The sequence below is a fragment of the Corynebacterium sp. HMSC077D03 genome (assembly GCF_001808545.1).
Lineage (GTDB): Bacteria > Actinomycetota > Actinomycetes > Mycobacteriales > Mycobacteriaceae > Corynebacterium > Corynebacterium simulans.
The window spans coordinates 20274-39372 of record NZ_KV793672.1 but is presented as its reverse complement, the minus strand read 5'-3'; the positions used below and the strand labels follow the sequence as shown (position 1 = coordinate 39372).

Sequence of the window (19099 nt, the reverse complement as noted above, 5' to 3'; positions counted from 1 at the left end):
TTTGCTAGTGCGCTAGAAACCGCTCGCTACGAAAGAAACCTACTTCTCCTCGGTAGCATCTTCAGCGCCCTCTTCTTCGACCTCGCCGAAGTACTGGTCGACGTCAACCTTGTTGCCGTCCTCGTCCTTGACGTCAACGCGGCAGATAGCGGCTGCGAGAGCCTTGCCACGGCGAACATCAGAGAAAAGGTTTGCAATCTGGCCATTGGACTGCAGCTGCTGAATGAACTGGTTCGGGTCCATGCCGTAGGACTGAGCGGTGAACAGGATGTGGTCGGTCAGCTCCTGCTGGGAGACCTCAGGCTGCTCTTCCTCAGCAACGGCATCCAGGAACAGCTGGGTGCGGACGGACTCTTCAGCGGACTCGCGAGCTTCCTTATCGAACTCCTCGCGGGTGGTGCCCTGCGCCTCAAGCAGCTGTGCGAATGCCTTCTCGTCGTGAGCCAGCTGGCCCAGGATCTGGTGCAGCTGTGCGTGAACCTGCTCGTCAACGACGGAGGTCGGCAGCTCGAACTTAACGCCGTCGAGAGCAGCCTTCAGAACCTCGTCGCGGATGTTCGCAGCCTGCTCAGCCTTCTTGGACTCCTCAACACGGGTCTTGGTGGACTCGCGCAGCTCGTCCATGGTGTCGAACTCGGAAGCCATCTGTGCGAACTCATCGTCCAGTTCCGGAAGCTTGCGCTCCTTGGTCTGCTGAACGTGAACCTTGATGGTTGCTTCTTCACCAGCGTGGTCACCGGACTGGATGGTGGAGGGGAACTCGTTGTCCTCGTCGGTCTTCATGCCGCGCAGTGCGGTGTCAAGGCCCTTGATGAGGTCGTCATCACCAATCTGGTAGGACATGCCTTCGTAGGATGCCTCTTCCAGCTTCTCGCCGTCGATCTCGGTAACGATGTCGATGATGGCGAAGTCGCCGGTCTTCATCTTGCGCTTGGTGTCCTTGAGCTCACCAAAGCGTGCTGCCAAGTCCTCGAGAGCCTTGTCGACGTCCTCTTCCTTAGCCTCCAGAGCCGGAACGGTAACAGACAGCTTGGAGAAGTCCGGAACCTCGATCTCCGGGCGGATGTCAACCTCAGCGGTGAACTCGACGAAGTCGTTGTCCTCGATCTTCGCGATGTCAACCTCTGGCTGGCCGATAACCTTCAGGTCGTTTTCCTGAACTGCCTGCTCGTAACGGGTCGGCAGCATGTCATTGACAACCTGCTCGAGAATCGGGCCGCGACCAAAGCGGGCGTCGATAAGCTGGCGCGGAGCCTTACCCTTACGGAAACCTGGGATAGAAACCTGTTGTGCGATCGCCGCGTAGGCCTGATCGATTTCCTTGTCCAGCTCAGCAAACGGAACGTTGACGGTGAGCTTGACGCGGGTATCGCTCAGCTTGTCTACGGTGGTCTTCACGAGAAACTCTCCTGGCATAAATTGGTTCAGAATGTAAATAAGGGGTCTGGAAATACTTTAAGGGTATTCCCAGACCCCCATACGTCGGGGCGACAGGATTTGAACCTGCGACCCCCTGCTCCCAAAGCAGGTGCGCTACCAAACTGCGCCACGCCCCGTATGTAGGCCTCCACGATCTTCTAAAACATGTCATGCTTTTCGCCGTGGGTGCGTTGCATACTCGAAATAGTGTAGCGGCATATCTCCAAATGACCTAACACCGACCCCCACTTAAGAGCATTTCCGCAGGTTAACAGCTATGAATTTCCTCCCCGTCACAACGGCCAATTACGCAAAGTTAACGCCTTCAAGCGTGAGTTTTAGCGCTTGTTTTGCGGCGCCATTCCACTGCATCGGCAACGTCTCCGCAGCCCGTTCAGCGAAGCCCCACAACATCGCACTGTGGGACGTGGGCCTTGCCCCTAAACCAGATGGTGAGGTCGCCCATTCCTAGATGGTGAGGTCACGCCGTCAATTCTGCGCCTGGTGATAACGGCTGTGACTGGAGTCTACTGACCTCACCTTTTAGACCTCACCATGTAGGTTTGTCACCTCACCATTTGGGGTTTCGGCCAAGCAAGCACGCTTTATGGGCTTTTCCCTGGATTTGATCGCAAGGTGGAAAACGACAAATCTCGAGCCAACATTTGCATGAAACGTTGACTCGAGATTTAAAAATTGGAGGGAATGACGGGAATCGAACCCGCGTCTTCAGCTTGGAAGGCTGAGGTATTAGCCACTATACGACATTCCCACAGTCCGACATCTAGCGATGTTTGACGTGCGAACCACTTTAGCGCACTTGCCGGCAGAAAATAAAACCGGCCCGTCAACGTGGGGAACTAACTAGGCTTGGAAGGCGTTCAACGTGTGTTGCCCATCAAGATTTGGAAGTGAGTTTTCTTGACACCAATTATCCTGCTTATTGCCGTCGGCGGCGGCGCCGCCTACTTTGCTTCGCGCGGACAGAAGAAAAGGCGCGAAGAGCTTGAAGCGCAGCGCTTCGAGGACGCATTGGCAGATGCCCGCCGCTGGACTGAGCGCCTGGGTGGTCAGGTCATGCAGATTTCCGGCACCGACGCTGCTTCCACACAAGCCATGGCAGATGCTTCCGAGCGTTTCACCGCAGCCAATGCCGCGATTTCCCGCGCAAACACCGTCAAGCAGGCGAACTTGGCGCGCGAATCCGCGCTAGAGGGCATGCACTATGTCAACGCAGCGCGCGAAATCATGGGCATGGATGCAGGCCCAGAGCTCCCGCCGTTGGAGGGCCAGCGCCAGGCCGGCAAGGTCACCGAAAAGCGCACGGTCGAGGCGGACGGTCAGACAATTACTGCTTCACCATATGCATCCAGCGAGACGCCGAACTACTACCCCGGCGGCGTGGTTGCAGGCCGCCCGGTTCCAGCGGGTTGGTACTCCCGCCCATGGTGGGCCGACGCACTGAGCACCGGCGTATGGATGATGGGCTACTCCATGATGTTCAACGCCATGTTCAGCGGCATGTCCGGCATCGGCTACTCGGCAGCAGCTGCTGAAAGCGGCGACTGGGGCGGCGACCATGGCGGTGGTGAGTTAGGCGGTGGTGACATCGCCGGAGATACAGGCGGTGACGGCGAAGATGGCGGCGGATTCTTCGACGGCCTCTTCGACGGCGGCGATGGCGACGACGGTCTCTTTGACTTCGATTTCGATTTCTAGTTCTCGCCCCCACACTGGGCGCCCAGCAACAGCACCACCCGAGCAATAATTAATACGTAAATTTTTGTGGCTATTTTGTACCGCTGAGCTTGGCTTCTGCTAAGTTGTTCACTCGCAACGTAGTCTGGGAACCATGTCTGTACCAATGATGAAACTCCACGACGGTAACGAAATCCCACAGCTTGGCTTCGGCGTCTTCAAGGTCGATCCAGAAAAGACCGAAGAGCTCGTCGCTGAAGCCCTGCGCGTGGGCTATCGCCACATCGATACCGCTGCCGTTTATGGCAACGAGGAGGGCGTAGGCCGCGCCATCGCTAACTCCGATGTTCCGCGCGAGGAGCTATTTATTACCACCAAGCTGTGGAATGACAGCCAGACCAACGCCGCAGAGGCCCTCGATGAGTCTCTGAAGAAGCTAGGCCTCGCCTACGTCGACCTTTATCTCATCCACTGGCCGTGCCCAGAAAACGGCAACTACGTCGAGGCATGGAAGCAGATTATTGAGCTGCAAAAGGCCGGCAAGGTCAAATCCATCGGCGTTTCCAACTTCGAGCTCGAGCACTTGGAGCAGCTGGAAACCCACACTTCTGTTACTCCGGTGGTCAACCAGGTTGAGCTGCACCCGTACCTGCAGCGTTGGCGCGAATTGGACGCTTTCCGTGCACACGGCGTCAAGATTGAGGCTTGGGGCCCACTCGGCCAAGGCCAGACGGACCTTTTCGAGATTGATGAGGTTACCGAGCCTGCCAAGAAATATGGGGTCTCCCCTGCGCAGGTCATCATCCGCTGGCACCTGCAAAATGACGTCATCTTGTTCCCGAAGTCCGCGAACCCAGAGCGTATTGCGGAAAACTTCGACGTCTTTGGCTTTGAGCTAACCGAGGATGAGATGGCTGCCATCACGGATCTGGATCTTGGCGAGGAAGGCCGCGGCGGCCCGCACCCGAACGAGTTTAACGCTAGCTAAGCAGCGCGAGAACTAGACAGCGCGAGTCTGCTTAGCTAGGCATCTAAAAAGCGCCTTCATCTCCCCTTGTCCCCCCACATCGAGTGGGCGGGCGAAGAGAAGTGAAGGCGCTTTTAGCAGTTTTGGTGCTTAAGGCTCCTAGAAGACTCTAAGCCTCAGGCAGCTCCGGGGGAATCTCAGTGCGCTCGTACTCAGCCAAGATGTCGATGCGGCGCTGGTGGCGATCCGCCGCGGACCACTCCTGCTCGAGGAAGGCATCCACGATGGCCAGCGCTTCTTCTTCAGAGTGCATGCGGCCGCCGATGCCGATCAGCTGAGCGTTGTTGTGCTCACGAGCCAAGCGGGCGGTTTCTGGGGACCAGGCCAGTGCGCAACGCGCGCCCTTTACCTTGTTGGCTGCAATCTGCTCACCGTTGCCGGAGCCGCCGAGCACGATGCCCAAGGAACCGGGATCGTTGACGGTACGCAGTGCCGCCTCAATGCAAAAAGCTGGGTAATCATCCTCAGCGTCGTAAACGTGTGCGCCACAATCGATGACGTCGTGGCCCTGCTTCTTCAGGTGTTCAACGATGACGTTCTTCATCTCGAACCCTGCGTGGTCTGCTCCTAAATAAACGCGCATGCCCCAAATCCTACAGCTTTGCCCAATCTGGCGTTGCTATGATCGGCGTTCCCCGTATTCATCCCCTGTATTAACGCTGAATCCCTCACAGCATGGCTCGCAACGTCTTAGAAAGGAGACTGGAAATGAACGAACGTTTTGGTGCACGGCTGTGCCTCGGCCTCTTTGTGGCCAGCTTGCTGTTGCTGCCAATCTTTCCGCTCTTCCTGCCGCCTTTCGTCGGACCCGTCGTCGGCACTGCTTGCGTCACGCTCGCACACATCATCCTGGGCCTTTTCTATTATTTCCGGCCAGCACGAGACCTGCGAGTAGGCCTTTGCGCACTCCTCGGCGCGGCCTCCTGGGCCACCTGGGTGTGGTGCTACTGGGAGGAATACAGTGCACAGATGTCGCTGCCTAACATCAATATCGCGGGCCTTATTGCACCAATTGCAACGCTGCTCACGATTCTTTTCCTCTCCTCGGATAGCCTCAAGTTCGGCTCCACATCCCGCGGCGGGAAGCGATATTTCGCCGTCGGAGTTGCCTTCACGGTGTTGGTCTTGGTCGAGGTGTTGTGGACCTTCCTGTTCCAAGAACAAAATGCAGAACCGACCATGTCGCCTGATATGGCCTCCTTGGCAACGGTCATCATCCTGCGCGCCGCACTAGTCATTCTCACCGTGGTTACTTGGGCCATCGCGCTTTCCACCCAAGACAAAAAGCCCCGGCGCCTGCTGATTGGCACCGGAGCTTTGGCCCTGCTGAGCTTTTTCATCCCGTTCGTCACAGCATTTTCAGCAGTATTTGCTTTCGCGGCATGGGCTAACACCCGCGTCAAGCATTAAGTTCGGGGTGCTAACCCAAGTTACTTCTGGCTCACCTGCGGCATTTCGGTGCGGGTGCGCTTTAGTTCAAAAAAGTATGGGTACTGCGCAAGGCGGACGGAAGCATCAAAGATTTCGCCGGCTTCCTCACCTTCTGGCACGCGGGTAATTACCGGGCCGAAGAATGCGGTATCGCCGAGCTTGACCACTGGGGTTCCTACTTCATCGCCGACCTCGTTGATGGCGGCATTGTGGAACTCGCGCAGCTTATCGTCAACGTCCTCTGTGTTTGCCACCTCGGCGTAATCTGCCGGCAAGCCGACCTCTTCCAGCGCCTGCGCAATGATTTCATCATAAGCGCCGAAGCCTTTCTTGCCGCCCTGCTCCTGGCCGTGGATGAGATTGCCCATCGCGGTGTAATAGGCATCGACCTTTTCAGGGGCCGCAATGGCGATCTTCGTGGCGACGCGGGCCGGGCCCCAGTTTGCCTTCATCATTTCCATGTAATCCGGGTCCAAATCACGGCCGTCGTTAAGCACGGAAAGCGACATCGGCACGAAGGTGACCTCGATATCGCGGACCTTTTCTACTTCCTTGATCCAACGGGAGGTGGCCCAAGCAAACGGGCAGCTGCAATCGAACCAAAACTTCACAGACTCAGCCATGTGGACTCCTTTTATACAAATTCATTGCTAACTGGCCCTTCCCACCCTACGGGCACGACTAAGGTGGATGCAGAAACTCAATTGCTACAAGGAGGAGTAATTAGCCTATGACCTCGATTAACCTCACTCGCGAAGAGGCCACGCACCGCTCACAGATGATCGACGTTTCCCACTACGACGTCCACCTAGACCTTGTTGGTTCCAAGGTTAATCCCGAAACGCATTTCATCTCCACGACTACCGTGACCTTTCGCGCCAAGCAGGCTGGCTCCACGTTCATCGATCTGCGCGGCGAGGAACTGCTAGAGGTTCGCTTGAACGGCGCTCCCCTGCCCACCAAGGCTTATGAAGCCGAGTACGGAATCCCGCTGTCCGGGCTGCAGGTGGCAGATTATGAGCTCAAGGTTGTAGCCAAGATTCCTTATTCCCACACCGGTGAGGGCCTACACCGCTTCGTCGATCCAGCAGACGGCAAAGTTTACCTCTACACCCAGTTTGAAACTGCCGATGCCAAGCGCGTCTTCGCTTGCTTCGACCAGCCAAACATGAAGGCCACTTATTCGCTGGCTTTCGACGCCCCGGCAGACTGGACAATCATCACCAATGGTCCCACCACCGTCGCGCCAATCGAGGGCAAGGCTGGTGCCCAAACCTGGTCCACGGAGATTGATTACCCGCTTTCTACCTACCTGATTGCCCTGTGCGCCGGCCCCTACTTCGAGGTCACCGATACCTGGAACGGCGAACTAACTGAGCACCCAGAAGGCAATGCCGCTGAGAAGGTTTCCATCCCGCTGGGGGTCTACTGCCGCGCCTCCCTAGCAGAGCACCTTGACGCAGAGCGCATCCTTACCGAAACCAAGCAGGGCTTCGACTTTTACCACCGTAACTTCGGCTTTGCTTATCCCTTTGGCAAGTATGACCAGATCTTCGTGCCGGAGTTCAACGCCGGCGCCATGGAGAACGCCGGCTGCGTGACCATCCGCGACGAGTACGTCTTTAGTTCCAAGGCCACCCACTACAAGTACGAGCGCCGCGCTGACACCATCCTCCACGAGCTGGCGCACATGTGGTTTGGTGACTTGGTCACCATGGAATGGTGGGATGACCTGTGGCTCAACGAGTCCTTCGCCACCTGGTCCGCCGCCATCTCCCAGGCTGAGGAAACCCAGTACGACACCGCATGGGTCACCTTCGCCAACGTGGAAAAGTCCTGGGCTTATCAGCAAGATCAGCTGCCCACCACGCACCCAATTTCCACCGATGCCTCCGACATCGAGACCGTGGAGCAGAACTTCGACGGCATCACCTACGCTAAGGGCGCTTCCGTGCTCAAGCAGTTACAGGCCTATGTGGGCCGCGAAAACTTCTTTGCCGGCGTGCGCCGCCATTTCAAGGCGCATGCTTTCTCTAATGCCACCTTCGACGATCTACTCGCTTCACTCGCCGAGTCCAGTGGCCGCGACTTAAGCTTCTGGGCTAAGCAGTGGCTCAAGACCACCGGCATCAACACGTTTGCAGTTGAGCTAGACACTGACGACGCCGGGGTCATCACCACCGCACAGCTGGTCCAGCGTGGCGAGACGCTGCGCACCCACCGCGCAGGCGTGGGCATCTACAACTTGGTAGACGGCAAGGCCGTTCGCACCGATCGCATCGAGATGGATATCGACGGCGAGTCCACCGATATTCCGCAGCTTGTAGGCCGCAAGGAACAAGACATCGACTTCCTGCTGCCAAACGACGATGATCTGACTTACGCGCTCATCGAGCTGGATTCCAAGTCGCTGGAATTCATGGTCGAAAACATCGACAAGTTCGCCGACCCAATGGCGCGCACTCTGTGCTGGTCCGCAGCATGGGAGATGACCCGCGGCGGCACCATGCGCGCCCGCGACTTCGTGGCGCTCGTAGCGCGCGGCGCGGCGGCAGAGACCGAGCTGGCGGTGCTCGAGCGCATCGTGCAGCAGGCGGCTTCGGCGCAATCCAACTACGCGGACCCAGCGTGGGCCAAGGAGTCGACGCTGCTTGCCGACGCCCTGCTCGCCGGCACGCAGGACGAAGACCCAGAGCGTTCCATCGTCTTCGCGCAGGCGCTGGCCAAGATTCGCCTGACCGAAGGCACCCGCGCCTTCCTGCAGGATGTTCTGAGCTCCTCCGATGACGAGGGCCTGCGTTGGTACGCAATCGCAGCGCTGGCTGCCGACGGCGCGCTTGACAATGTCCCGGCTGCCATCGATGCGCAGTTGGCGCGCGATAACTCCGCGACCGGCCACCAAGCCGCAGTGCGTGCGCGCGCCGCGGTCAACACCGCGGAGAACAAGCGCGCGGTGTGGGAAGAAATTGTCGAGGGCAAGCTGAGCAACCGCGAGCTGACTTCGAAGCTAGAGGGCCTTACCTACCCCGGCGCTGACGAGCTGTTGCCGACTTCCGAGTTCTTCGATGTGGCAGAAAAGATTTGGGCTTCCCAGTCCACCGAGATCGGACTGACCTCCGTGACTGGTCTGTTCCCTTCCTGGGCTATCTCGCAGCAGAGCTTGGATGAGGCTGATGCCTTCCTGCAGCGCGACCTAGCCGGCGGCCTGCGCCGTGCGGTTACCGAGCAGCGCGACCGTATGGCTCGTGCGCTGCGCAATCGTGCGGTAGATGCGCAGGAAGTATAAGAGGCACGCTAATTAGTCGAGGTGAGGGACCTGTCCGGGTGATGGGTCCTCGCCGACGATAACCTCCACGTTGGCGATATCGGAGCGCAAAGTTTCCTCACTTATCGCCATAACGGCGCCATCGGACTGCTTGATGACGCGGCTAAAGCGCAGCAATGGGTGCGAACGGCCCACGCCGAGCAGTTTTTGCTCCTCTGCTCGGGCGGTAGCGGCCACGATGCGATCGCGCTTGTGCGCCATTTTTAGACCACAGCTTTCTAAGGTCTCCAGCAAAGGCTGGTGGAGATCGCGCTCATCAAGATCCGGAACCAACTGCACAGGGATGGTGTACTTCGAGACGCTGATCGGGGCGTCATCCACGTAGTGCACGCCCTTGAGTTCCCACACGAGCGTGCCCTCTTCTACTCCGAAAGTCGCCGCCATATGGGAGAGCACTTCTGCCTTGTGCAACGCTACTACTTCAACGCGCGTCAGGAATCCACGATCCCGCAGCTGCAGCAGAATGCCTTCATGGCTAGTCAGGTTAAGTGTGGGCGGGACGGCGCGTACAAAGGTGCCACCGGTGCGACCGCGTTTGCGATCAATTAAGCCCTCGATCTGCAAGATGTCCAACGCGTGGCGCACGGTCATGCGGGCAACGTTGTATTCCTGGACCAGTTCGCGTTCAGTGGGGAAACGCTCGCCTGGCTTGAGTTGCTGGGTTTCGATCTTGCAGCGCAGCGAATCCGCGATCACCAAATAGGCAGGTCGGCGGCGGCTTGAAGTAGTCACAATTTCAGAAGTCTACAGCGCAGCCGAGCTTTCGCATCTCGAGCAGATGTGAATTAGGGCGAGGAAAGGCACCACCGTGGCGCACATCCCCCGCCCAAGCGTTAACTACAAATTTGCTTCGGTATTAAACCAGTTTTCTAGCTAGTTCTTGCAACTATTTTTTAAGGTTCTTGCGTTGCGCAAGCTCCACGCGCGGGCGCACGCGGATCTCGGTGAGCTGGGTGGTAGAGCCTGCATCCACCGCAGCGCGGATTGCATTGGCCACCTCGACGGGCGCGATGACGTGCGCTGGGTCGTAGTCCTGCAGTCCCTGCAACATTGGGGTATCGGTAGGGCCTGGGGCCACGGTGGAAACGCGGATACCGAGCTCGGAAAGGCGCAGGCCGTCGGCAAGCGCGTAAAGCGCATGCTTGGTCGCGGCATAGATGACATTGTCGCCGTAGCTGTGGATACCGGCACCAGAGTTGATGAAGACCACGAGGCCTTCCCCATCAGCCGCGCGCAACTGCGGCAGCAGGCGGCGGCTTAGTTCAGCGGGAACGTGGACGTTTAAGTCCATCTGTGCCTGCCAGTCCTGCGGGCGTGCGGACTCGACGGAGTGCTTATCGGCGCGAGCTGCCGCGTGTACCAGAACGTCGACGCGGTCGAGGGCCTGCAGCGGCTCTGGCAGCGCGGTTTCGGGGTCAAGAAGCTCCAGCAAGTCGAGCGCTACCGGGGTGATGTTCGCGGCTTCCGGCAGCTCCTCGGCGCGGCGGCCCAGCGCATAGACGTGATGGTCGCGCGCGAGGTCCTCAATGATCTCGCGGCCCATGCCGCCGGTAGCGCCGGTTACTACTGCGATCTTGGTATTTGCCATGATTTACTCGCCTTCCTAACTATGTTTGCGCTTATTTAGGTTTCCCGATTCTAGCGATAACGCTTCGGCACATCCGGCGCGCCGAGGGTAAGCATGAGGCGGTTGGCCCAGTTGAAGAAGGACGCAGAGTTGATGAGGTCAATGATTGCCAGGTCATCGAAGCCCACGCTGCGCAGCTTGGCCACGCATCCGGAGTTGAAGCTGAAGGGCGAACGCGTCAGCTCACGCGCGGCGTCGCGAATCACGCCCCATGCATCGCTTCCCAAATCGGCGTCGAGGCCTTCGAAAAGCAGCCTATCGATGGCCGCGGCATCGCCGCCCTCATCCTTGGAACGCTGCTGGTGCACCGAGGCGCAGAACTCGCAGCCGTTGAATCGGGAAACCACGGTGGCGGCCAGCTCGCGCTCGGCACGGCCCAAGCCGCCGTCGGTGTTGTAGAAGATATCCAAGTCCGTGAGCGTACGGGCCTTCAGCGCCGCAGCATCGCGTGCCAGCAGGCGGAAGTACTCGGAGTCGATGCGCTCCGGGCGGATGAGTGCATCGATCTGCTCTTGGGTGAACTCCTCCTTGGCCAACGGTGTAAGCCACGGCTTCCAGCCCAGCGAGTGGGCAACAAAGCCCTGCGGAGCGTGGATCTCTGGGTTAAGCGTGTGCTCGTGCAGCTGCCAGCCCGGGTCAGAAGCGCCCTCAATACGGGTGGTCTCGGGGGCGGTGGATTCATCACCACCCAAGACCTTCAGCCCGTGGATGACGCGCAGCTGGAAGGAAAGGAACGCGACGAGCTGGGACAGGCTCACGATGTCATCCTCAGACCAACCGGCAGCCTGCAGGTGGCCGATGGCCTCGGCAGAAGCGTCCTTAGGGTGGAATGCCAAAAGATGTGCAAAATCGAAAGCCGCGGCCAAGCGCTCGTCTAGGCCGGCAATCTCACCGAAGGTGATAAAGCCCGCGCCCTCGCCCGAAATATCGGCCGGTGCGGCATAAGGACCAGAAGTAGTGCCGTGCTCAATGGCGGCCTGGACGGCGCCCTGCAGAGTCTCCGTGGCCTCATCAGCAAGCAGGTCCCCGTAGAACTCGCCGGCGCTTTTAGCCTGGTAAATGCCGCTCAAGAAAGCCGCCACGGCATAGCGCTGCGCATAGCTAAAGGTGCCGGGCTCCTTTGGCTCCAGCAGGGCCTGGAAGGAAAGCTGCGCATTCGCCAAAGCATCGGGCCGGCGTGCGCGCAGCTGCGCTAGCTCCGGGCTTGCCCCGGCTAGTTGGTTGATGATGTCTGCCATGAAACTTCCTTTCCTTGTTTTAAGGTTTTTAGGCTCTTAAGGTTTTTAAGGCCTTTACCCGCCGCGTAGGAGCGGCGGTGCTTACAGCCCTAGGTTTAAGTCCCCGGCGCGATAACGCTGGCCAGGGATAGCATCGATTAGCGTGCGCGTGAACTCGGAGCGCGGGTTCGCAAATACCTCGGCGGTCCGGCCCGACTCTACCTGCTTGCCATGGGAGAGCACCGAGACCGTATCGGAGATCTGGTTGACCACGGCGAGGTCGTGGGAGATGAAGACATAGCTCAACTGCAGTTCATTTTGCAGCTGCGCCAGCAGGCGCAGGATCTGCGCCTGGACGGTCACGTCGAGGGCGGAGACTGCCTCGTCAAGCACCACCAACTCCGGTTCCACGATCATGGCGCGGGCAATGGCCACGCGCTGGCGCTGGCCGCCGGACAGCTCGCGCGGGCGGCGGTCATAGTGCTGTGGGTCAAGCGCGACGAGCTCCAGGAACTCCTGCGCGCGGGCCTTAGCCTTGGACTTGCTAGCGCCCGCGAGGTTGCGCAGCGGCTCAGCGATGGCGTCACCGATGCTCTGGCTTGGGTCCAGGGAGGAATACGGGTTCTGGTAGACGAGCTGGACGGACTTGCGCGCCTCGCGCAGTGCCTTGCCCTTCAGCTTGGTCAGCTCGGTGGTACTACCAGCTGCATCCAGCAGTTCGATAGAGCCCGAAGTCGGCGAATTGAAGAAAGAAATGGAGCGTCCCGTGGTGGTTTTTCCGGAGCCAGACTCGCCCACCAGCGCGTGGGTGGTTCCTTTCGCCACGTCGAAACTCACGCCATCCAAAGCCACGAAGTCGCCGTAGCGCTGGGTGAGGTCGCGGACCTTGAGCACGGTTTCAGCAACGGGTTCCTTGCTGGCAGGCTGCGCCACGCGCGAAGAGTGCGGGGCCTCGGCTACAGAAAGCGACGGGGCGTCGGCAAGCAGGCGGCGTGAGTAGGCATGCTGCGGGTCGGTGAGCACGCGCGCGGCCTGCCCGGACTCGCGAACTTGGCCCTTTTCCATGACGACGATGCGGTTCGCGCGGTCACCTGCCACGGCGAGATCGTGGGTGATGAACAAGATGCCCACGCCGGTCTCCTGGCGCATTTCATCAAGCAGGTCCAAGATGACCTTCTGCACCGTCACATCGAGTGCGGAAGTCGGCTCGTCGGCAATGATGAGTTCTGGCTCCAGCGCCACCGCCGCCGCGATGAGCACGCGCTGCTTCATGCCGCCGGAGAGCTCGTGCGGGTACTGGCCATAGCGGCGGTCAGGCTCGTCGATGCCCACTTTCTCCAGCAGCTTAATCGCGCGCTGCTTGCGGCTAGCGGCGCTGCCGATGCCGTGGATGGCCATGCCTTCCTCGATAGAGGCGCCGATGGTCTTGAGCGGATTCAGCGAGTTGTTGGGATCCTGCGGGATGAGCCCAATTGCGCGCCCGCGCAGCTTGCGCCACTGCGCATTGGTGTAATCGGTGACGTTGGTGCCCTTGAAGGCGATCGTTCCGGCGTCGACCTGCGCGTTGGGCGCGAGTAGGCCGATGGCGGCCATGGCAGAGGTGGACTTGCCGGAGCCGGACTCACCCACGATGGCGGTGATCTCCCCTGGGTGGACTTCCAGGCTAACGCCCTGCACGGCTGGGACTTCGCCCGCGGCCGTGGTGTAGGAGACATTCAAGTCACGGATGGTAAGCAAAGGATTATTCTGTGCAGCCTTGTCTTTAACTGTCATTGTTTTTCTAAGCCTCCGCTCGGAAGTTCTGGGATAGACGGTTGGCAGAGACCACTACGGCCACGATGGCCAGGCCCGGCAGGATGATGAGCCACCAAGCGGTGGCCATGAAATCGCGGCCTTCGGCGATGATGAGGCCCCACTCCGGGGTCGGGGCCGGAGCGCCGTAGCCCAAAAAGCCGAGGATGGAAAGCTGCAAGATTGCAGAACCAAACTGCAAAGTAGCCAGGGCGATGACCGGGGTCAGGGAGTTCGGCAGGATGTGGCGCGCCATGACCTGCATGGGGATCGCGCCGGCGCCGTAGGCGGCCTCAACGTAGTCGGAGCCGGCCACAGACATCACCTGCGAGCGGGCCAGACGGGCGAAGGTGGCAATAGAGGTCGCACCCACCGCGACGGCGGCCTGCAGGGAACCAAACCCCAGCACGATAATGATGGACAGGGAAAGCAGGATGCCCGGGATGGAAAGTAACACGTCCACCACGCGCATGATGATCGCATCCACCCAGCCGCGCAGCGAGCCGGCCAGAAGGCCCAGTAGCGTGCCCACCATAAGGCCCACTGCCACGGCGATGAGCGCGCCAATGAGTGACTGACGCGCACCATAGACCACGCGGGCATACAGGTCGCGGCCTACCGCGTCGGTGCCGAACCAGTGCTCAGAGCTGGGGTGCAAAAGAGCGACGTCGGTGCCGGCATAAGGATCCGAGTTGGTGAAAAGGCCCGGCACCAAAGCCGCCAGGAAGGCCACCGCGAGGATCACCAGCGCGAGGATGGAGGCTGGGCTGGTCCACGGGTTGCGCTGTGCGCGCGAGACGTGGTGGCGGTTGCGGCGCAGCTGCGTGGGTTGCGCGTTTGTGTTATTCGAGGTTGGAACGCTCATGCGCGGGCTCTCTTCGCGGATTCGGTCGATCCTGCAGTAGCAGTAACGGGACGGCGCAGGCGCACGTCCAGCACTGGGTAGAGCAGATCCACCACGAGGTTGATGATGACGTAAGCGGTAGCCGCGATCAGAACCACGGCCAGCAGCACCGGCGTATCGCGGTTCGAGACCGCCTGGGCAGTCATATAGCCCAGGCCGTTGCGTCCGAAGACGGTCTCCGTCACCACGGCGCCGCCTACGAGCTCACCGAAGAGCAGGCCCGCCATAGTCAGTGCCGGAAGGAGGGAGTTGCGCAAGATGTTGCGCCAGAAGATCCACGACTCCGAGGCGCCGCGAGCGCGCACTGCCTGCACGAAAGGCATCGACTGAGTCTCGTCGATGGAGCGAATCAGCACCTGGATAAGTGGTGCGGCCATCGGCACCGACAGTGTCAAGGTCGGCAGGATAAGGCCCTCTACCCCGGAAGGCTCGATGATGCGCACCCAGCCCAGCTGGAAGGAAAAGACCTGGATGAGCAGGATGCCAATCCAGAAACCGGGCAGGGAGACCATGAAAGATGGCAGCCCGCGGAAGAAGGTCGCAATCGCGCCGAGGCCCGGCAAGGTAGCCAGGAAGGCCACGATGAGCGCCACGACGATGGCCAGGCCAATCGCGCACGCGGCGAGGATAAGGGTGTGCGGGAGGGCGTCGGCAATCAGCGTCGACACCGCCGCGCCCGTCTGCGTAGAGTTACCAAAATGGCCGGTGAAAAAGCCTGCGAGCCCGGTAAAGAACTGCACGAGCAGCGGCTTATCGACGCCCATTTCCTCCCGGATGGCGACAATCTCCGCCTCCGAAAGGCCCAGTGCTGGGTCGCCAAAGCGCGACATCACGGCGTCGGAAGGCAGCGCGGAAAGCAGGAAGAAGGCCACCGTGTATGTCACGAGCAGCACCACGAGTGCCTGCCCGATGCGGGCAGCTAATTGTCGAGCAGTCATTTACTTCTCCTCCTGATTCAAGCTGACCTCGTAGAACCACGGGCGAGCCACCGACTCGGTGTGGAAACCGGAAACCTGCGGCGATACCGCGTAGACCTGCGGCTCCTCGAAAAAGGGAATGACGTAGGCCTGTTCGGTGAGGTAATCCTGCACCTCTTCGACAGCCTTCTTGCGGTCTTCAGACTTGGGGCTGGAGGTCACCTTATCCAGCAGCTTTTCCAGCTTCGCGTCGATTGGCTTGCCGTCCTCGTCCTGGTTAAGCAGGGCGTCGCGGTTGTTCACCGAGTACATGGAGGAAATAACGTCATAGTCCGCGCGGCCGACCATGATGTGGTAGAGCTGCACCTTGTCGATGGACTTCGCATCTGCGTTCTGAGTTGCCTGGTCGCCAGGGTTAATCTCGATGGCGATGCCCAGTTTGCCCAGCTGATCTTGGACCATCGTCATGACTTCCTTGGAACGCGGCTGCGGCAGCGCGGTATTCGAGCGCAGCACCAGGCGCTTGCCGTCCTTGACGCGGATGCCATCGGGGCCGGGCTTCCATCCGGCTTCGTCAATCAGGCGCTTCGATTCCTCCGGATCGAAGGTATAGGCCGCCGACTGATCCTTGAAACCCAAGCCGGTCTCGGCCACGGAAGACTTGGCCAGCGGGTAGGACTCGGAGAAGAGCACGCGGATAATTTCCTCGCGGTCGATGCCGTGAATGATGGCCTCGCGCACGCGCTTATCGCGCAGAAATCGGTGATTGAAGCGGAAGCCCAGCTGGTTGTTAATCGCATTGGTGCCGCGGGAGAAGATTTCTACACCCTTGTCTTCCAATAACGGCTCCTGCGGGGCAGAGATCTGGCGGGCGATGTCTGCCTGACCGGAGATGATGGCGCCCGTGCGCACGGATTCTTCGGCTGCCAGGATGTAATGCACGCCGTCGATGTCGGCGCGGCCCTGGTGCTCTACGGCCGGTGGCGCCCAGTCATAGTCCTCGCGGGTCTTAAGCACGAGGTCGGTGCCGATCTTCTCCTCGTCGACCACGAATGGCCCGGAACCCACGAACTTCTTTGCATTACCGGGGCCAAAGCCCTCGTTGTCCAGCTGCAGAGAGCTATCCGCGAGCAGGCCTGCATTATAGGAGGAAGTAGCCTGCAAAAAGCCCGGCGAAGGCTCGGAGAAGTAGAACTTCACAGTGTCTTCGTCGACTACTTCGCCGCGCTCATAATTGGCAATCTGCTCCGAGGCCGTCAGGGTACGCTCAGTATCGCCCAAGCCATAAAGATCGAAGTTGCGCACCACGTTTTCCGCGGTCAGCGGGCTGCCGTCGGAGTAAGTCACATCCGTGCGGATGCTAAATGTGTACTCGGTGGCGTCCTCGTTGACCTTCGGCATCTCCGTGGCTATCCATGGAGAAAGCTCGAAGGTCTCCGGGTCCTGGTACAGCAGACGGTCGGTGAGCTGATTGACCACGCCACCGTTGGGATAAAAGCCGGCCGCTGGCGGATACAGCGTGCGGAAGAACTGCGGTTCGAGATAGGTCAGGACGTTGTCTTCATCTCCAGAACCCGCGCCGGTCGATGTCGCGCATCCTGTGAGAAGTGCCGCGGCACCCACCACGCTGGCGATGGTGCGAATCAGTTTCACTTTCTAAAGCCTTCGAGTTTTAAAGAGGTTGCTATTGGCCATGTAAATTAACACAACATAGACATGTTAGTATTAATTCCATAGACAGTACGGTCTAGAAAAATTCTCAAAACGGCGAGCCTACAAGCTCGCCTCAAAGGATGAATTAAATGATTTCGCCAGATTCAACCCCCTCCATCGCCATCGTTGGCATGGGGCCTCGCGGCATCTCCGTGATAGAGCGGTTGGCCGCGCACCTCAATGCCCGCAGCGACTCTCCCGCCCTCACGCTGCATCTCATCGACGACGCCCAGTTCGGTGCCGGCCGCATCTGGGACACCGAACAAACCCAGACGCTGTGCATGAACACCCTCGCCGGTGCGGTCACACTGTTCACCGAGCCCGGCTCCACCATGAGCGCCCCGGTTCTCGAGGGCCCCATTCAGTACGAGTGGATTCAGCTACTGCGCGGCGAGCGCGAGGGCATCTCTCCAGAAAAGCAGGCGCTTTTCGACGCCCACCCCGTCACCGTCGACGAGTCCTTCCGCGCCGAAATTGAGTCCAGCCGCCCCGAGTCCAACCCTTCCCGCGCGCTCTATGGCGCTTATCTGCGCTGGGCTTTTGAGGTGGCATTGGCACAGTTGCCAGATACTGTCACCGTCTCAAATCACCCCTCCCGCGCGGTTGCTGTGCGCGAAGAAGGCACGCAGGACGTCATCGAGCTTGCCGACGGCTCTAGCGTCACCGCCGATTCCACCGTGCTGGCTTATGGCTGGCAGGTGCCGGGCCTTAACGGCTCTGAGCAGCACCTTACTGAGGCCACCGCCGCCTCCGACTCGCTCCACTGGGTACGCCCTAATAACCCGGTGGAACAGGACATTGCCGAAATCCCTGCCGGCCAAGAGGTCTTGGTGCGCGGCCTGGGCATGGGCTTCTTCGACATCATGGCGCTGCTGACCATCGACCGCGGCGGTGTCTTCCACGAAGACACGTCCACTCGCTCCGGCCTGCGCTATGAGCCCTCCGGCAACGAGCCGCATCTCATCGCCTCCTCGGGCCGCGGCTACCCCTATATTCCCAAGTCTGACTATCACTCACTCCCACCGCGCGCAAAACTTATGCGCTTCCGCGAACAACTCGCGAAGGTAGAAGGCGGCGAAATCGATTTCGGCCGCGACCTACTCCCCCACATCGCTCGCGATGCTTATGCCGAGTACTACGAGACACAGGCCCGCGTTAACTCTGCGGCACTGCAGGTTCCACTGGAAGAGATCATTGCGCGCATTGATGCGGCGAAACTTAATTCCCAAAACATCGTCGGCATCTCCCAGGAGCTCAATGCGGCACTCAAAGATGTTTCTGCCGAGCCGCTCGATCTCTCCCACTGGGTCAATCCGTTGGATGCTTTCACGGGTTCCACCGCAGAAGAGCTCACCGCGTACATCGCGGACAGCTTGGCGGACGATATCATCGCCGCCGATGCCGCTCAGGATTCCCCGCTGAAGTCTGCGCTGTGGGCGGTTGCCTCCGCCCGCAAGCCCTCTGCCATCGCAGGCTCTGAGGGCCGCCTGGACTGGGAGTCACGCACCAGCAATTACAAAGAGTTCATGGCCTTTGGCCAGATGGTCGGCTCCGGCCCACCCCTGTTCCGCGTCCGCCAGCTGCTCGCTCTCGTGGACGCTGGCGCGGTCTCCTTCTTGGGAGGTCGCCCCGCACTGAGCTGGGACGACGAATTCACGCTGACTTCCGGCCCACGCGCTGCTTCGAGCCCGTGGCTGATTGATGCGTGGATGCACTCTCCCGACGTGCGTCGCCCAGCCGACCCGCTAGCGGTATCGCTTAAGGACCGCGTTCGCCCCTTCCTAGACCATGGCAACCCCACCGGCTCCCCAGAGACCACGTGGGAGCGCAAGGTGGTTCGCCCCGACGGCAGCGTCGACCCGCGCCTGCACGTCATCGGCATCCCTACCTACTCGCAATGGCCGGATACCACCATCTCCCCGATGCCTGGTACCGACCCGCTGATGCTGCAGGAGACCGACCGCACCGCCGGCTCGCTGTTGGCGGCACTTCGCTAGCGCGCCCCTGCGCCCTTTCCATCCTCACCATTT

At 60.0% G+C, this 19099-nt stretch carries 16 protein-coding genes and 2 tRNA genes; 6 read left to right on the top strand and 12 right to left on the bottom strand.

The features are described 5' to 3' along the window. Positions 1 to 39: 39 nt before the first annotated feature. Complete coding sequence (gene tig / locus HMPREF2888_RS03215; protein ID WP_070518238.1) at positions 40 to 1398, bottom strand: trigger factor; 1359 nt, start codon at positions 1396 to 1398, stop codon at positions 40 to 42. Between the two features lie 84 nt (positions 1399 to 1482). Further along, positions 1483 to 1556, bottom strand: a tRNA-Pro gene (locus HMPREF2888_RS03210). Positions 1557 to 1750: 194 nt separating this feature from the next. On the opposite strand from HMPREF2888_RS03210, the gene HMPREF2888_RS12830 reads away from it, so the two are divergent. After that, positions 1751 to 1891: a hypothetical protein gene (locus HMPREF2888_RS12830; protein ID WP_168163249.1), complete on the top strand. Its 141-nt coding sequence runs from the start codon at positions 1751 to 1753 to the stop codon at positions 1889 to 1891. A gap of 225 nt (positions 1892 to 2116) precedes the next feature. Here HMPREF2888_RS12830 and HMPREF2888_RS03205 read toward each other — a convergent pair. Further along, positions 2117 to 2191: transfer RNA gene (locus HMPREF2888_RS03205), tRNA-Gly, on the bottom strand. Between the two features lie 149 nt (positions 2192 to 2340). On the opposite strand from HMPREF2888_RS03205, the gene HMPREF2888_RS03200 reads away from it, so the two are divergent. Beyond that, entirely contained in the window at positions 2341 to 3138 is a 798-nt protein-coding gene (locus HMPREF2888_RS03200; protein WP_070432997.1) for a hypothetical protein, read from the top strand. A gap of 133 nt (positions 3139 to 3271) precedes the next feature. Next, positions 3272 to 4105, top strand: coding sequence for an aldo/keto reductase (locus tag HMPREF2888_RS03195; protein WP_070432996.1), 834 nt, complete (start codon positions 3272 to 3274; stop codon positions 4103 to 4105). Between the two features lie 148 nt (positions 4106 to 4253). Here the strand turns inward: HMPREF2888_RS03195 and HMPREF2888_RS03190 are convergent, their stop codons facing one another. After that, on the bottom strand, positions 4254 to 4727 hold the full coding sequence (locus tag HMPREF2888_RS03190) for a ribose-5-phosphate isomerase (RefSeq protein WP_061924185.1): 474 nt from the start codon (positions 4725 to 4727) through the stop codon (positions 4254 to 4256). A 125-nt stretch (positions 4728 to 4852) separates the two neighbouring features. Here HMPREF2888_RS03190 and HMPREF2888_RS03185 point away from each other — a divergent pair, with 125 nt between their 5' ends. Beyond that, positions 4853 to 5554 carry a hypothetical protein gene (locus HMPREF2888_RS03185; RefSeq protein WP_070432995.1) on the top strand — a complete coding sequence of 234 codons (702 nt, stop codon included), beginning with the start codon at positions 4853 to 4855 and terminating at the stop codon, positions 5552 to 5554. 20 nt (positions 5555 to 5574) lie between these two features. Here HMPREF2888_RS03185 and HMPREF2888_RS03180 read toward each other — a convergent pair whose 3' ends face one another. Beyond that, a complete protein-coding gene (locus HMPREF2888_RS03180; RefSeq protein ID WP_070432994.1) occupies positions 5575 to 6198 on the bottom strand; it encodes a mycothiol-dependent nitroreductase Rv2466c family protein in 624 nt (207 codons plus the stop codon). Between the two features lie 107 nt (positions 6199 to 6305). Here HMPREF2888_RS03180 and pepN point away from each other — a divergent pair, with 107 nt between their 5' ends. Beyond that, positions 6306 to 8861 (top strand): aminopeptidase N, encoded by a 2556-nt coding sequence (gene pepN, locus HMPREF2888_RS03175; protein ID WP_070518236.1) that lies wholly within the window; start codon positions 6306 to 6308, stop codon positions 8859 to 8861. Positions 8862 to 8873: 12 nt separating this feature from the next. Here pepN and HMPREF2888_RS03170 read toward each other — a convergent pair whose 3' ends face one another. From HMPREF2888_RS03170 to HMPREF2888_RS03140, 7 genes are all read right to left on the bottom strand, one after another. Then, the gene (locus tag HMPREF2888_RS03170; RefSeq protein ID WP_070518233.1) at positions 8874 to 9632 is read right to left on the bottom strand and encodes a GntR family transcriptional regulator; all 759 of its coding nucleotides are present in this window, start codon (positions 9630 to 9632) and stop codon (positions 8874 to 8876) included. Positions 9633 to 9786: 154 nt separating this feature from the next. Then, on the bottom strand, positions 9787 to 10488 hold the full coding sequence (locus tag HMPREF2888_RS03165) for an SDR family oxidoreductase (protein WP_070518232.1): 702 nt from the start codon (positions 10486 to 10488) through the stop codon (positions 9787 to 9789). Between the two features lie 50 nt (positions 10489 to 10538). Beyond that, the gene (locus tag HMPREF2888_RS03160; protein ID WP_070518230.1) at positions 10539 to 11765 is read right to left on the bottom strand and encodes an alkylhydroperoxidase domain protein; all 1227 of its coding nucleotides are present in this window, start codon (positions 11763 to 11765) and stop codon (positions 10539 to 10541) included. Positions 11766 to 11846: 81 nt separating this feature from the next. Beyond that, a complete protein-coding gene (locus tag HMPREF2888_RS03155) occupies positions 11847 to 13517 on the bottom strand; it encodes a dipeptide ABC transporter ATP-binding protein (RefSeq protein WP_070518228.1) in 1671 nt (556 codons plus the stop codon). Positions 13518 to 13524: 7 nt separating this feature from the next. Continuing rightward, positions 13525 to 14400: an ABC transporter permease gene (locus HMPREF2888_RS03150; protein WP_061924208.1), complete on the bottom strand. Its 876-nt coding sequence runs from the start codon at positions 14398 to 14400 to the stop codon at positions 13525 to 13527. Continuing rightward, a complete protein-coding gene (locus HMPREF2888_RS03145; protein ID WP_061924211.1) occupies positions 14397 to 15377 on the bottom strand; it encodes an ABC transporter permease in 981 nt (326 codons plus the stop codon). The genes HMPREF2888_RS03150 and HMPREF2888_RS03145 overlap by 4 nt, the downstream gene beginning before the upstream one ends. Continuing rightward, positions 15378 to 17009: a TIGR04028 family ABC transporter substrate-binding protein gene (locus tag HMPREF2888_RS03140; RefSeq protein ID WP_070518226.1), complete on the bottom strand. Its 1632-nt coding sequence runs from the start codon at positions 17007 to 17009 to the stop codon at positions 15378 to 15380. Positions 17010 to 17158: 149 nt separating this feature from the next. Here HMPREF2888_RS03140 and HMPREF2888_RS03135 point away from each other — a divergent pair, with 149 nt between their 5' ends. Continuing rightward, entirely contained in the window at positions 17159 to 19066 is a 1908-nt protein-coding gene (locus HMPREF2888_RS03135) for an FAD/NAD(P)-binding protein (protein ID WP_061924217.1), read from the top strand. Positions 19067 to 19099: the final 33 nt, after the last annotated feature.